Below are 12,739 nucleotides of genomic sequence, written 5' to 3' on the forward strand. Positions count from 1 at the left end.
CGTTCGTTTTCCAGGTTTGTTGGAGATAGAAAATGGCAAGATATTTGGGTCCTAAGCTCAAGCTGAGCCGTCGTGAGGGCACCGACTTATTCCTTAAGTCTGGCGTTCGCGCGATCGATACCAAGTGTAAAATTGAACAAGCTCCTGGCCAGCACGGTGCGCGTAAACCGCGTCTGTCTGACTATGGTGTGCAGTTGCGTGAAAAGCAAAAAGTTCGCCGTATGTACGGTGTGCTGGAGCGTCAGTTCCGTAACTACTATAAAGAAGCAGCACGTCTGAAAGGCAACACCGGTGAAAACCTGTTGGCTCTGCTGGAAGGTCGTCTGGACAACGTTGTATACCGTATGGGCTTTGGCGCCACTCGTGCTGAAGCACGTCAGATGGTTAGCCATAAAGCAATCATGGTAAACGGTCGTGTTGTTAACATCGCTTCTTATCAGGTTAAAGCGAATGACGTTGTTAGCATTCGTGAGAAAGCGAAAAAGCAATCTCGCGTGAAAGCCGCTCTGGAGCTGGCTGAGCAGCGTGAAAAGCCAACCTGGCTGGAAGTTGATGCTGGCAAGATGGAAGGTACGTTCAAGCGTCAGCCAGAACGTTCTGATCTGTCTGCGGACATTAACGAACACCTGATCGTCGAGCTTTACTCCAAGTAAAGCTTAGTACCAAAGAGAGGACACAATGCAGGGTTCTGTGACAGAGTTTCTAAAACCGCGCCTGGTAGATATCGAGCAAGTGAGTTCGACGCACGCCAAGGTGACCCTTGAGCCTTTAGAGCGTGGCTTTGGCCATACTCTGGGTAACGCACTGCGCCGTATTCTGCTCTCATCGATGCCGGGTTGCGCGGTGACCGAGGTTGAGATTGATGGTGTACTTCATGAGTACAGCACCAAAGAAGGCGTTCAGGAAGATATCCTTGAAATCCTGCTCAACCTGAAAGGGCTGGCGGTGAGAGTTCAGGGTAAAGATGAAGTTATTCTTACTCTGAATAAATCTGGCATTGGCCCTGTGACTGCAGCCGACATCACCCACGACGGTGATGTTGAAATCGTCAAGCCGCAGCACGTGATCTGCCACCTGACCGATGAGAACGCAGCTATCAGCATGCGTATCAAAGTTCAGCGCGGTCGTGGTTATGTGCCGGCTTCTGCCCGAATTCATTCGGAAGAAGATGAGCGCCCAATCGGCCGTCTGCTGGTCGACGCATGCTACAGCCCTGTAGAGCGTATTGCCTACAATGTTGAAGCAGCGCGTGTAGAACAGCGTACCGACCTGGACAAGCTGGTCATCGAAATGGAAACCAACGGCACAATCGATCCTGAAGAGGCGATTCGTCGTGCGGCAACCATCCTGGCAGAACAACTGGAAGCTTTCGTTGACTTACGTGATGTACGTCAGCCGGAAGTGAAAGAAGAGAAACCAGAATTCGATCCGATCCTGCTGCGCCCTGTTGACGATCTGGAATTGACTGTCCGCTCTGCTAACTGCCTCAAGGCAGAAGCTATCCACTATATCGGTGATCTGGTACAGCGTACCGAGGTTGAGTTGCTGAAAACGCCGAACCTGGGTAAAAAATCTCTTACTGAGATTAAAGACGTGCTGGCTTCACGTGGTCTGTCTCTGGGCATGCGCCTGGAAAACTGGCCACCAGCAAGCATTGCTGACGAGTAACCGGATCACAGGTTAAGGTTTTACTGAGAAGGATAAGGTCATGCGCCATCGTAAGAGTGGTCGTCAACTGAACCGCAACAGCAGCCATCGCCAGGCTATGTTCCGCAACATGGCAGGTTCACTGGTTCGTCATGAAATCATCAAGACGACCCTGCCTAAAGCGAAAGAGCTGCGTCGCGTAGTTGAGCCGCTGATTACTCTTGCCAAGACTGACAGCGTTGCTAATCGTCGTCTGGCATTCGCCCGCACTCGTGATAACGAGATCGTGGCAAAACTGTTTAACGAACTGGGCCCGCGTTTCGCGAGCCGTGCCGGTGGTTACACTCGTATTCTGAAGTGTGGCTTCCGTGCAGGCGACAACGCTCCGATGGCTTACATCGAGCTGGTTGATCGTTCAGAGAAAGCAGAAGCTGCTGCAGAGTAATCTGCAGTAACGTAAAAAAACCCGCTCCGGCGGGTTTTTTTATATCCGCTGAATCCCCATTTTCTACACTACTCTTATTCTTTTCCTACTCTCTGGAGTTTTGCTATGTGGTTATTGGACCAATGGGCAGAACGACATATCCTGGATGCCCAGCGCCAGGGTGAATTCGATGACCTGCCCGGCAGTGGCCAGCCGCTGAAACTGGATGATGATTCACATGTTCCCCCAGAGCTGCGAGCGGCCTACCGCATGTTGAAAAACGCGGGTTGCCTCCCTCCTGAACTTGAACAGCGTAAAGAGGCGATCGAACTGTCTCACTTGCTCACCACAGTCAAAGAGGGAACTGCAGCGCATGCGGATTACGCCCGCCGTCTCGCCCTTCTGGAACTAAAGCTGCGCCAGGCGGGAGCGAGTACGGAGTTTCTGCGCGGGGATTATGCTGAACGTCTAATGCAAAAAATGAAGGAGGAGTAGCGATGTATCGTATTGGTGAGCTTGCTAAGCTGGCTGAGGTTACCCCTGATACTATTCGTTATTACGAAAAGCAGCAGATGATGGAACATGAGATACGCACTGAAGGGGGCTTCCGGCTTTATACCGACCGGGATCTTCAGCGCCTTAAGTTTATTCGTCATGCGCGACAGCTGGGGTTTACCCTGGAATCGATCCGCGAGCTACTGTCGATCCGTATCGATCCCGAGCATCACACCTGCCAGGAATCAAAAAGTATTGTGCAGGCGAGATTGAGTGAAGTCGAGGCGCGCATCGAAGAGCTTCAAACCATGCGGCTCTCTTTACAGCGGTTGAACGATGCCTGTTGCGGTACTGCACATAGCAGCGTTTACTGTTCTATTCTGGAAACCCTTGAACAAGGGGCGAATGGCGAGTCTCGCGGATGTTGATTTTATTGTCAGCACCTTCTAAACTCGCGTCGATATTTTGAACACTGGAGAAAGTATGAGCCATTATCAACACAAGAAAGGTCAGATCAACGACAATGCCATTGAGGCGTTACTGCATGATCCTTTATTCAGACAGCGAATCGAGAAGAACAAGAAAGGGAAAGGAAGTTATCTGCGCAAAACTAAACATGCAAAACGGGGTAACTGGGAGGCCAGTGGCAAGCAAGCGAATCGCTTTCTTACCACTGGCCTTCTTGCTTTGAGTGGCTTACAAAGTGCGGTTGTTCTGCGCTTTCAGTAAGTCACGAATTTCAGTAAGCAGCACTTCTTCTTTCGATGGGGCTGGCGGCGCAGCCGGTTCTTCTTTTTTCTTACGGTTTAATTTGTTGATGAGCTTAATGGCCATAAAGATGGCGAAAGCAACAATCATGAAATCAAATACGTTTTGAATAAACACGCCATAGTGCATTACCACCGCAGGGACATCACCTTGAGCTTCCCGCAGCGTTATGGCGAATTGCTTGAAATCTATTCCGCCAATTAAAAGGCCCAGTGGTGGCATGATGATATCCGCAACCAGTGATGAAACGATCTTGCCAAACGCCGCACCAATAATCACACCCACAGCCAAATCCACTACGTTTCCGCGCATCGCAAATTCGCGAAATTCTTTAATAAAACTCATTTTGTTCTCCTTGTGCCAGCTGACAAATACAAGTCTAACAAATCATTAGCGGATTGCCATTGAAGAGAGACATACGTCACAGAAATATAACCCTTACATATTATTGGGTTAAAAAGAAAAGGTGCTGAAAACAGCACCTTTGCAAGCGTCAGAGGAAGAAAGGACTTGGCTGGAATAAGCGCTCGACGTCGGTAATAAACTTTTTGTCTGTCAGGAACATAATAACGTGATCGCCCTGCTCAATGCGTAGATTGTCATTAGCGATCATGACATCGTTACCCCGCACCACTGCACCAATGATAGTGCCCGGCGGGAGTTTAATCTCATCGATGGTACGCCCAACCACACGGGACGTGCTTTCGTCGCCATGCGCCACGGCTTCTATAGCTTCTGCCACTCCACGACGGAGGGAAGAAACGCCAACGATATCCGCTTTTCGCACGTGACTCAGCAGGGCAGAGATAGTGGCCTGTTGCGGCGAAATCGCAATATCGATAACGCTTCCCTGCACCAGATCGACATAGGCTTTGCGCTGGATAAGCACCATGACCTTCTTCGCACCCATCCGTTTTGCCAGCATCGCTGACATGATGTTGGCTTCGTCGTCGTTGGTAACAGCAATGAAAAGATCAACCTGATCGATATGCTCTTCGGCAAGCAGCTCCTGATCCGACGCATCGCCATAGAAAACGATCGTATTTTGCAGTTTTTCTGCCAGTTCAGCGGCGCGCTGTTGATCCCGTTCGATCAATTTTACGCTGTAGTCTTTTTCCAGCTGCCGGGCCAGGCCAGCGCCGATATTACCGCCCCCGACCAGCATGATGCGCTTATAGGGTTTTTCCAGTCGCTGAAGCTCGCTCATTACCGCACGGATGTGCTGTGACGCGGCGATAAAGAAGACCTCGTCACCAGCTTCGACAATGGTAGAGCCTTGGGGACGAATAGGGCGGTCATGACGGAAAATCGCGGCGACGCGCGTATCGATGTGCGGCATATGTTCGCGCATCGTAGAGAGTGCGTTACCGATCAGCGGGCCGCCATAGTAGGCTTTTACTACCGCAAGACTGACCTTGCCCTCTGCGAAGTTGACTACCTGCAGTGCGCCCGGGTATTCAATCAGGCGGTAAATACTGTCGATAACCAGCTGTTCCGGCGCGATTAAGTGGTCGATTGGCACCGCATCGGACTGAAACAACTTATCGGCATCACGAACGTAATCCGGCGAACGTATACGCGCGATTCGGTTTGGGGTATTAAATAACGAATAGGCCACCTGACAGGCCACCATATTCGTTTCATCAGAACTGGTGACAGCAACCAGCATATCTGCGTCATCCGCTCCGGCTTCACGCAACACTCGTGGGTGAGAGCCATGCCCCTGAACCACGCGCAGATCGAATTTATCCTGCAGGCCGCGCAGACGATCGCCATTGGTATCAACGATAGTGATGTCGTTATTCTCACCGACCAGGTTTTCTGCCAGCGTACCGCCTACCTGCCCCGCGCCCAGAATGATTATCTTCATATCTTGTGACCCGTTATCAACATCACTCTTTGATTAGCTTAGCGTAAAAGAAACCGTCGCCTTCTTCTGCCCCTGGCAGGTTTTGCTTGCCGGGCAGTTCTGGTGTGCCGGTCAGATGCAGGCGGGCATCAGGTGTGCGCTTCAGGAACGCGGCGATCTGCTGGCTATTCTCTTCCGGCAGAACAGAACAGGTGGCATAAACCAGCGTCCCGCCTGTTTTCAGATGCGGCCAGATAGCGTCGAGGATCTCTGACTGCAACTGTGCCAGTTCGTTGATATCCCGATCGCGGCGCAACCATTTGATATCCGGATGGCGGCGGATAACGCCGGTCGCTGAGCAAGGGGCATCCAGTAAAATGCGATCGAACTGCTCATCCCCGCACCACTGCCCAGGGGTACGCCCGTCACCCTGCTTAACTTCCGCCTTCATACCCAGACGTTTGAGATTATCGTAGACACGAGAAAGACGCTGTTCGTCAACGTCGACAGCCATCACGTTAGCCTGCGGAGCGACCTCCAGAATATGTGTCGTTTTACCGCCTGGCGCGGCGCAAAGATCGAGGATCCGCTCGCCATTCTGCGGCTCAAGCCAGGTCATGCAACCCTGGGCTGAAGCGTCCTGAACGGTAACCCAGCCCTGTTCAAAGCCAGGCAGAGCATGTACCGGTGCAGGGGCCGCCAGACGCACTGCATCGCTGTATTCAGGATGAGGGAACCCGGTCATTCCGGCCTCTTCCAGTAGCGCCAGCCAGGCGTCCCGGGTGTGGTGATTGCGGTTAACGCGTAGCCACATAGGTGGACGCTGGTTATTGGCATTAATTAGCGCTTCCCACTGCTCAGGATAGGCTTTTTGCAATCGCTTTAATAACCAGTCAGGATGCAGGAAACGTTTTTCCGTGCGGGCGAACTCAGCCAGCAATTCATCTTGCTGGCGCTGGAACTGTCGCAACACGCCGTTGATCAATCCTTTCAGCTGCGGGCGTTTTACCGCAACTGCGCCTTCTACGGTCTCTGCCAGTGCGGCATGAGGTGGAATACGGGTATGCAGCAGCTGATAGAAGCCGACCATGATCAGGTAGTGAATGACGCGTTGCTTGCCCGCCATCGGGCGCGCCATAAGTTTTCCGATCAGCCACTCCATCTGGGGTAACGTGCGCAGAACACCAAAGCACAACTCCTGAAGCAGCGACTTATCTTTATCGGAAACCTTTTGCTGTAACGGTGGCAGGACATTGCTCAGGGACTGACCCTGCTCGACCACTTGCTCAATCGCCTGTGCTGCCAGGCTGCGTAAATTTTGTTTTTTCATAACCGCAAAAATAAAAATGCCCGGAAACACCGGGCCTTAATTTGAAATGATCTCAGGCGAGACTGTTGCCAGGGGTAAACCATTCACGGCGGGAGTTAAGAAGGTCCTGCGCGCTCATGGCTTTTTTACCTGCTGGTTGTAAGGATTCCAGATTAAGGATCCCTTCAACTGTCGCGACCTGAATACCCTGTTTACTGGCTGTAATGATTGTTCCAGGGGCAGCGTGAGTTTGGCCATCAATCACAGAGGCCTTCCATACCTTCACCGGCTGTCCGTCTATCTCAAGCCAACTCATTGGCCATGGATTGAAAGCCCGAATACAGCGTTCAAGCTGAGCAGCAGGGAGAGTCCAGTCGAGGCGGGCCTCTTCTTTGCTGAGCTTTTCAGCATGGGTCACTAATGCTTCGTCCTGAACTTCTGGTTGAGCCCGATTCTCTGCAAGCTGTTGCAGTGTATCAATCAGCCCTTTTGGCCCAAGCTCTGCCAGTTTGTCATACAGGGTGGCACTGGTATCTTCGGCGGTAATAGGACAAGAGAGCTTATACAGCATGTCGCCAGTATCCAGCCCTACGTCCATTTGCATAATCGTCACGCCAGTATCGGCATCGCCAGCCCACAATGAACGCTGGATCGGCGCTGCGCCACGCCAACGTGGGAGAAGTGAACCGTGAACATTAATGCAGCCCAGACGCGGCATATCAAGCACCGCTTTCGGCAGGATGAGGCCATACGCCACAACCACCATGACATCTGCATTTAACTGAGCAACCAGCTGCTGATTTTCCTGCGGCCGTAACGAAGCAGGCTGAAAGACCGGTAAACCGTGCTCTTCAGCCAGGACTTTTACCGGGCTCGGCATCAATTTTTTACCCCGGCCTGCCGGACGATCGGGCTGAGTAAACACGCCCACAACCTTATGGCCAGACGACAACAGCGCGTCGAGATGACGCGCTGCAAAGTCAGGTGTTCCTGCAAAGATGATACGTAGTGATGTAGACACGTTATTCCTTGTATCCGGGGTCACATTAAGCGCGAGCGCGCATGCGATCCAGTTTCTCTACTTTCTGACGAATACGCTGCTGCTTCAGTGGAGAGAGATAATCGATAAACAGTTTACCGACCAGATGATCCATCTCATGCTGAATGCAGATGGCCAGCAGATCATCCGCTTCCAGTTCGAACGGCTTACCGTCGCGATCAAGCGCGCGGATTTTGACTTTTTCTGCACGCGGTACCAGTGCTCGCTGCTCAGGGATAGAGAGGCAGCCTTCTTCGATACCGGTTTCACCGCTTTTTTCCAGAAGCTCCGGATTGATTAATACCAGGCGCCCGTCGCGGTTCTCAGAAACGTCGATCACAATGATGCGCTGGTGAATATCCACCTGAGTCGCCGCGAGACCGATGCCTTCTTCGGCGTACATTGTATCGAACATATCATCAATGATACGTTGAGTTTCTGCATTCACTTCTTTAACCGGCTCGGCGACTTTGCGAAGGCGCTCGTCCGGAATATGTAACACTTGCAAAACTGCCATATATTTCCAGAGTCGTATTCAGGAGTTGATAAGAATATAACCTCTATTCTAGACAAAACCCCCTCTGATTGACAGCATCAGTGACCAATCGCAAAGATTGCTATAGCGGCTTCTGGCAGGGGAAAGGATGACATCCACAGAGATTTGGCTACGCCTGATAAGCACCGGAGAGTTGTACGGCGACAAGATGGTGGCGATAGCGCAGCAGCTGCAGCGCGAATCCCATATTGATGGTGCTCTGCTGGTGGAAAGGGGGCTCACCCACAGGCAAAAGGAGAAGTTTTTATCGTTTTCACCGCGGGAACTCGACCGCAGTATGGCCTGGCTGGCCGGACAGGACCATTATCTGATATGTGCGGATAATGCCCTCTATCCAGGGCAGCTTCGCGCTATTGCCGATTACCCTGGGGCTTTGTTTGTTAAGGGGGAGCCCTCCGTGCTGTCGAGTCTGCAACTTGCCGTGGTCGGCAGCCGTTCTCACTCCTGGTATGGAGAGCGTTGGGGAAAAGTGCTTTGTGAGCAGCTAGCCCAGGCGGGACTGACGATTACCAGCGGACTGGCCTGCGGCATCGATGGTATAGCGCATCGCGCTGCGCTCAACGTTAAAGGCAAAAGCGTCGCGGTGCTGGGTAACGGTCTGGCGGATGTCTATCCCCGCCGCCATTCGTCGCTGGCCATGCGTCTTGTTGAAAGCGGCGGTGCAGTGATCTCTGAGTTTTCACTCGCGACGCCTCCCTGGCAGGGTAATTTCCCGCGACGTAACCGCATCATTAGCGGCCTCAGCCTGGGGGTGTTCGTAATCGAAGCGATGATAAGAAGCGGTTCTCTCGTTACCGCCAAATGCGCCCTTGAGCAGGGGCGTGAGGTCTTTGCATTACCGGGAGCCATTGGCAACCCGGGGAGTGAAGGTCCTCACTGGTTAATAAAGCAAGGGGCGACTCCCGTGACAACGGCAGAAGATATTCTGGAAACGTTGCAAAACGGACTGAACTGGCTGCCAGAGGATCCCAAAAATTGGCTTTATTCTTCAGATCAGGACCAGGTAGCATTGCCATTTCCTGAGCTCCTGGCTAACGTAGGAGATGAGGTAACACCTGTTGACGTTGTCGCTGAACGTGCCGGCCAACCTGTGCCAGTAACCGTAGCACAGCTACTCGAACTGGAGTTAGCAGGATGGATCGCAGCTGTACCCGGCGGCTATGTCCGATTAAGGAGGGCAAGCCATGTTCGACGTACTCATGTATTTGTTTGAGACTTACATCCATAACGAAGCTGAAGCACGCGTGGATCAGGACAAACTCACACGCGATCTCACCGATGCAGGTTTCGAACGGGAAGATATCTACAACGCGTTAATATGGCTGGAAAAACTGGCTGATTATCAGGAAGGCCTTGCCGAACCGATGCAGTTAGTTTCCGATCCACTGTCTGTACGCATCTATACGGCTGAAGAGTGTGAAAGGCTGGATGCCAGTTGCCGGGGATTTATCTTATTCCTTGAGCAGATTCAGGTGCTGAACCTCGAAACACGAGAAATGGTGATAGAGCGCGTCATGGCGCTGGATACCGCAGAATTTGAGCTGGAGGACCTGAAGTGGGTCATCCTGATGGTTCTGTTCAATATTCCAGGGTGTGAAAATGCCTATCAGCAAATGGAAGAATTACTCTTTGAAGTGAATGAAGGTATGCTGCATTAATTCATTTTGCAGCACCAAGAGTTGTTATGACCAAATCAGCACTATTTACGGTGCGTAAACATGAGTCCTGCCCGCAGTGTGGGGCAGAACTTGTTATCCGGTCCGGTAAACACGGGCCGTTTCTCGGTTGTTCACACTATCCAGAATGTGATTATGTCCGTCCCCTGAAAAATCAGGCGGACGGGCATATTGTTAAGATTCTGGAGGGACAAGCCTGCCCGCAATGCGGCGGCGATCTGGCGCTGCGCCAGGGGCGTTTTGGCATGTTTATCGGCTGTAGTCGCTATCCCGAATGTCATCACACCGAACAAATCGATAAACCTGATGAAACAGCCGTAGCCTGCCCGCAATGCGGCAGCGGGCATCTCGTGCAACGCCGTTCACGCTATGGTAAGACATTCCACTCCTGCGATCGCTATCCTGAATGTCAGTTTGTTACCAATTTCAAACCGGTGGCGGGCAGCTGCCCTGAGTGCCATTACCCGCTACTTATCGAGAAAAAAACGGCGCAAGGTATGAAGCGCTTCTGCGCCAGTAAACAATGTGGAAAGCCGGTTTCGGCGGAATAAAAAAGTGAAGAATAACCTGCAGTCAGGCTCCGTTGCGCATGCAGTGGATGTGCTGAAAAATGAAGAAGTCATCGCCTATCCAACAGAAGCGGTTTTTGGGGTGGGATGCGATCCCGACAGCGAAGTAGCCGTAACACGTCTCTTAACGCTTAAACAGCGCCCGGTAGAAAAAGGGCTGATTCTTATCGCCGCCAGTTTTGAACAGCTTAAACCTTATATAGATGATTCCATGTTGACGTCAGCGCAGCGTGAAACCATTTTCTCCTCCTGGCCTGGGCCGGTAACGTTTGTGTTTCCGGCGCTGCCGACAACGCCTCGATGGCTGACGGGGCGTTTTGACTCCCTTGCTGTTCGCGTGACGGACCATCCATTAGTCATCGAGCTATGTAATCGCTTTGGTAAACCGCTGGTCTCTACCAGCGCCAATCTGACGGGATTGCCTCCTTGCCGCACTGCAGAAGAGGTGTCAGCGCAGTTTGGTAGTGAGTTCCCGGTGGTCATCGGTGAAACCGGTGGTCGCCTGAACCCGTCAGAAATTCGTGATGCTTTGACCGGCGAACTTTTTCGCCAGGGGTAATCAGATGGAAGCGTACGCCGTTTTTGGTAATCCAGTTGCGCATAGCAAATCGCCGTTTATTCACCAACAGTTCGCCCAGCAGTTGCATATCGATCACCCTTATGGCCGAGTGCTTGCACCCATTGATGCCTTTGTGACGACGCTGGAGGCTTTTTTTGCTGGTGGCGGAAAAGGGGCGAATGTCACAGTACCTTTTAAAGAAGAGGCATTCGGGCGTGCCGATGAGTTAACAGAGCGCGCCTCTCTTGCGGGAGCTGTGAATACGCTCAAGCGGCTTGAAGATGGCCGAATTCTGGGAGACAACACTGATGGCATTGGCCTGCTGAGCGATCTGGAACGTCTGTCATTTATCAAACCTGGCGCGCGTATCCTTTTGATTGGCGCGGGCGGCGCGGCGCGAGGTGTGATTTTACCTCTGCTCTCCCTGGATTGCGCAGTAACCATTACGAATCGTACTTACTCCCGGGCAGAAGAGTTGGCCGCTCTGTTTGCCCACACTGGCAGTATTCATGCGGTCGCCCTGGACGCGTTACACGGCCATGAGTTTGATCTGATCGTTAATGCGACCTCAAGCGGCATTGGTGGCGACGTTCCCGCCATTCCGGCGTCATTGATCAATGGACAGGTTAATTGCTATGACATGTTCTATCAGAAAGGCAAAACGCCTTTTCTGAGCTGGTGTGAACGGCAAGGCGCAAAACGTGTGGCTGATGGATTGGGGATGCTGGTGGGGCAGGCCGCGCATGCGGTGATGCTCTGGCACGGCGTGCTGCCGGAAGTGGAGCCGGTCATTGAAAAACTCAAACTGGAGCTATCGGCATGAACCAGGCGATCCAGTTCCCGGATCGAGAAAGCTGGGATGAAGACAAACAGGCAGTCTGTTTTCCCGCGCTGGTAAATGGCATGCAAATGATGTGTGCCATTGAAGGAAGAACGCTGGCGCGTCGTTTTGGCGATGGCCTGCCAATTGAGATGTTTCGTGAACATCGCTGGGATCTGGAAGAAGAAGCCAGCGATGCGATCCGCAAGGGGGACGAGGACGATCAAGGGTGGTTCTGGCTTTCCTGATCCAGATAATCATTCTTCCATTTAACGTAGTTATTGGCTGAGTACTTTAACCCTTCTATTTCCGCTTCCGTCAGGGGGCGGATCTGTTTTACCGGACTTCCTAAATAGAGAAAGCCGCTCTCGAGCCGCTTATTTTGCGGAACCAGGCTGCCAGCACCAATCATTACGTCATCTTCTACTACCACACCATCCAGCAAAATCGATCCCATGCCGACCAGAACGCGATTGCCGATCGTGCAGCCGTGCAACATCACTTTATGACCGACAGTGACCTCTTCACCAACGATCAGGGGATTACCTTCAGGGTTATAAGAAGATTTATGGGTCACATGCAGCACGCTGCCATCCTGAATATTAGTACGGGCGCCAATGGCGACGTAATTCACATCTCCACGAATAGCAACCAGCGGCCAGATACTGACATCATCACCCAGCCGGACATCGCCAATGACCACGCTACTGCTGTCGATCATGACGCGATCGCCTTGTTTTGGGAAAAGATCTTTATAGGGACGGAGTACTGCAGACATATCAACCTCGAGTGATGTGCATTCTTTTGATGACTTTGATCCTAATACGTAGCTTGATCAAGGGCCAGTTACGTCATTATTTGAGCATATCGGATGGGATTTCAGCGGAAAGAACGAAAAAAGAACAGTCAGAAGAAAAGATCGAAAAAATGCTTGTGCTAAAAACTGGGATCCCTATAATGCGCCTCCATCGACACGGCGGATGTGAATCACTTCACACAGACAGCCGGGCCGGTTGAGGAGAAAAGCG

At 52.0% G+C, this 12,739-nt stretch carries 18 protein-coding genes; 12 read left to right on the forward strand and 6 right to left on the reverse strand.

All coding sequences use genetic code 11. The annotated features are described in order from the left end of the window. The first annotated feature begins 32 nt into the window (after positions 1 to 32). The 6 genes from rpsD to ACT3IC_RS11790 all read left to right on the forward strand — a co-directional run bounded on the left by rpsD (position 33) and on the right by ACT3IC_RS11790 (position 3,295). Positions 33 to 653, forward strand: a complete 621-nt coding sequence (gene rpsD, locus ACT3IC_RS11765; RefSeq protein WP_032614687.1) for a 30S ribosomal protein S4 — start codon at positions 33 to 35, stop codon at positions 651 to 653. 25 nt (positions 654 to 678) lie between these two features. After that, positions 679 to 1,668: a DNA-directed RNA polymerase subunit alpha gene (locus ACT3IC_RS11770; RefSeq protein WP_002919219.1), complete on the forward strand. Its 990-nt coding sequence runs from the start codon at positions 679 to 681 to the stop codon at positions 1,666 to 1,668. A gap of 40 nt (positions 1,669 to 1,708) precedes the next feature. Further along, on the forward strand, positions 1,709 to 2,092 hold the full coding sequence (gene rplQ / locus ACT3IC_RS11775) for a 50S ribosomal protein L17 (protein ID WP_001216368.1): 384 nt from the start codon (positions 1,709 to 1,711) through the stop codon (positions 2,090 to 2,092). Positions 2,093 to 2,197: 105 nt separating this feature from the next. Further along, the gene (locus ACT3IC_RS11780; RefSeq protein WP_114316547.1) at positions 2,198 to 2,566 is read left to right on the forward strand and encodes a DnaJ family domain-containing protein; all 369 of its coding nucleotides are present in this window, start codon (positions 2,198 to 2,200) and stop codon (positions 2,564 to 2,566) included. A gap of 2 nt (positions 2,567 to 2,568) precedes the next feature. Continuing rightward, complete coding sequence (zntR, locus tag ACT3IC_RS11785) at positions 2,569 to 2,994, forward strand: Zn(2+)-responsive transcriptional regulator (protein ID WP_103825482.1); 426 nt, start codon at positions 2,569 to 2,571, stop codon at positions 2,992 to 2,994. A gap of 55 nt (positions 2,995 to 3,049) precedes the next feature. Continuing rightward, positions 3,050 to 3,295 carry an alternative ribosome-rescue factor A gene (locus tag ACT3IC_RS11790; protein WP_114388362.1) on the forward strand — a complete coding sequence of 82 codons (246 nt, stop codon included), beginning with the start codon at positions 3,050 to 3,052 and terminating at the stop codon, positions 3,293 to 3,295. On the opposite strand, the gene mscL is transcribed toward ACT3IC_RS11790, so the two are convergent. From mscL to def, 5 genes are all read right to left on the reverse strand, one after another. Next, entirely contained in the window at positions 3,263 to 3,679 is a 417-nt protein-coding gene (gene mscL, locus ACT3IC_RS11795) for a large-conductance mechanosensitive channel protein MscL (protein ID WP_103177261.1), read from the reverse strand. The two genes, ACT3IC_RS11790 and mscL, sit on opposite strands and share 33 nt — an antisense overlap. A 148-nt stretch (positions 3,680 to 3,827) precedes the next feature. Then, positions 3,828 to 5,204 (reverse strand): Trk system potassium transporter TrkA, encoded by a 1,377-nt coding sequence (gene trkA, locus ACT3IC_RS11800; RefSeq protein WP_103177260.1) that lies wholly within the window; start codon positions 5,202 to 5,204, stop codon positions 3,828 to 3,830. A 22-nt stretch (positions 5,205 to 5,226) separates the two neighbouring features. Beyond that, on the reverse strand, positions 5,227 to 6,513 hold the full coding sequence (rsmB, locus tag ACT3IC_RS11805; RefSeq protein ID WP_103180997.1) for a 16S rRNA (cytosine(967)-C(5))-methyltransferase RsmB: 1,287 nt from the start codon (positions 6,511 to 6,513) through the stop codon (positions 5,227 to 5,229). A gap of 52 nt (positions 6,514 to 6,565) precedes the next feature. Next, positions 6,566 to 7,513: a methionyl-tRNA formyltransferase gene (fmt, locus tag ACT3IC_RS11810; RefSeq protein ID WP_473477552.1), complete on the reverse strand. Its 948-nt coding sequence runs from the start codon at positions 7,511 to 7,513 to the stop codon at positions 6,566 to 6,568. 25 nt (positions 7,514 to 7,538) lie between these two features. Then, positions 7,539 to 8,048 carry a peptide deformylase gene (def, locus tag ACT3IC_RS11815; RefSeq protein WP_039032057.1) on the reverse strand — a complete coding sequence of 170 codons (510 nt, stop codon included), beginning with the start codon at positions 8,046 to 8,048 and terminating at the stop codon, positions 7,539 to 7,541. A 127-nt stretch (positions 8,049 to 8,175) separates the two neighbouring features. Between def and dprA the strand changes: the two genes are divergently transcribed. From dprA to ACT3IC_RS11845, 6 genes are read left to right on the forward strand one after another with little or no spacing between them, the layout of a single operon-like run. Beyond that, positions 8,176 to 9,300, forward strand: a complete 1,125-nt coding sequence (gene dprA, locus ACT3IC_RS11820) for a DNA-protecting protein DprA (RefSeq protein ID WP_103177258.1) — start codon at positions 8,176 to 8,178, stop codon at positions 9,298 to 9,300. Next, positions 9,272 to 9,745, forward strand: coding sequence for a DUF494 family protein Smg (gene smg, locus ACT3IC_RS11825; RefSeq protein WP_039032055.1), 474 nt, complete (start codon positions 9,272 to 9,274; stop codon positions 9,743 to 9,745). The genes dprA and smg overlap by 29 nt, the downstream gene beginning before the upstream one ends. 26 nt (positions 9,746 to 9,771) lie before the next feature. Beyond that, positions 9,772 to 10,314 (forward strand): DNA topoisomerase family protein, encoded by a 543-nt coding sequence (locus ACT3IC_RS11830; RefSeq protein ID WP_159340495.1) that lies wholly within the window; start codon positions 9,772 to 9,774, stop codon positions 10,312 to 10,314. Between the two features lie 4 nt (positions 10,315 to 10,318). Continuing rightward, on the forward strand, positions 10,319 to 10,891 hold the full coding sequence (tsaC, locus tag ACT3IC_RS11835; protein WP_103177256.1) for an L-threonylcarbamoyladenylate synthase type 1 TsaC: 573 nt from the start codon (positions 10,319 to 10,321) through the stop codon (positions 10,889 to 10,891). A gap of 4 nt (positions 10,892 to 10,895) precedes the next feature. Continuing rightward, complete coding sequence (gene aroE / locus ACT3IC_RS11840; RefSeq protein WP_156655293.1) at positions 10,896 to 11,714, forward strand: shikimate dehydrogenase; 819 nt, start codon at positions 10,896 to 10,898, stop codon at positions 11,712 to 11,714. Beyond that, the gene (locus ACT3IC_RS11845) at positions 11,711 to 11,959 is read left to right on the forward strand and encodes a DUF1488 family protein (RefSeq protein WP_103177254.1); all 249 of its coding nucleotides are present in this window, start codon (positions 11,711 to 11,713) and stop codon (positions 11,957 to 11,959) included. Before aroE ends, ACT3IC_RS11845 begins: the two co-directional genes overlap by 4 nt. Here the strand turns inward: ACT3IC_RS11845 and ACT3IC_RS11850 are convergent. Continuing rightward, entirely contained in the window at positions 11,935 to 12,489 is a 555-nt protein-coding gene (locus ACT3IC_RS11850; protein WP_103177253.1) for a gamma carbonic anhydrase family protein, read from the reverse strand. The genes ACT3IC_RS11845 and ACT3IC_RS11850 overlap by 25 nt on opposite strands. Between the last annotated feature and the right edge of the window lie 250 nt (positions 12,490 to 12,739).

The organism is Leclercia sp. GHBNCSD, assembly GCF_055805075.1.

Coding starts and splice junctions, on each gene's coding strand:
- rpsD (WP_032614687.1), top strand. CDS start 33: ATGGCAAGATATTTGGGTCCTAAGCTCAAGCTGAGCCGTCGTGAGGGC.
- ACT3IC_RS11770 (WP_002919219.1), top strand. CDS start 679: ATGCAGGGTTCTGTGACAGAGTTTCTAAAACCGCGCCTGGTAGATATC.
- rplQ (WP_001216368.1), top strand. CDS start 1,709: ATGCGCCATCGTAAGAGTGGTCGTCAACTGAACCGCAACAGCAGCCAT.
- ACT3IC_RS11780 (WP_114316547.1), top strand. CDS start 2,198: ATGTGGTTATTGGACCAATGGGCAGAACGACATATCCTGGATGCCCAG.
- zntR (WP_103825482.1), top strand. CDS start 2,569: ATGTATCGTATTGGTGAGCTTGCTAAGCTGGCTGAGGTTACCCCTGAT.
- ACT3IC_RS11790 (WP_114388362.1), top strand. CDS start 3,050: ATGAGCCATTATCAACACAAGAAAGGTCAGATCAACGACAATGCCATT.
- mscL (WP_103177261.1), bottom strand. CDS start 3,679: ATGAGTTTTATTAAAGAATTTCGCGAATTTGCGATGCGCGGAAACGTA.
- trkA (WP_103177260.1), bottom strand. CDS start 5,204: ATGAAGATAATCATTCTGGGCGCGGGGCAGGTAGGCGGTACGCTGGCA.
- rsmB (WP_103180997.1), bottom strand. CDS start 6,513: ATGAAAAAACAAAATTTACGCAGCCTGGCAGCACAGGCGATTGAGCAA.
- def (WP_039032057.1), bottom strand. CDS start 8,048: ATGGCAGTTTTGCAAGTGTTACATATTCCGGACGAGCGCCTTCGCAAA.
- dprA (WP_103177258.1), top strand. CDS start 8,176: ATGACATCCACAGAGATTTGGCTACGCCTGATAAGCACCGGAGAGTTG.
- smg (WP_039032055.1), top strand. CDS start 9,272: ATGTTCGACGTACTCATGTATTTGTTTGAGACTTACATCCATAACGAA.
- ACT3IC_RS11830 (WP_159340495.1), top strand. CDS start 9,772: ATGACCAAATCAGCACTATTTACGGTGCGTAAACATGAGTCCTGCCCG.
- aroE (WP_156655293.1), top strand. CDS start 10,896: ATGGAAGCGTACGCCGTTTTTGGTAATCCAGTTGCGCATAGCAAATCG.
- ACT3IC_RS11845 (WP_103177254.1), top strand. CDS start 11,711: ATGAACCAGGCGATCCAGTTCCCGGATCGAGAAAGCTGGGATGAAGAC.
- ACT3IC_RS11850 (WP_103177253.1), bottom strand. CDS start 12,489: ATGTCTGCAGTACTCCGTCCCTATAAAGATCTTTTCCCAAAACAAGGC.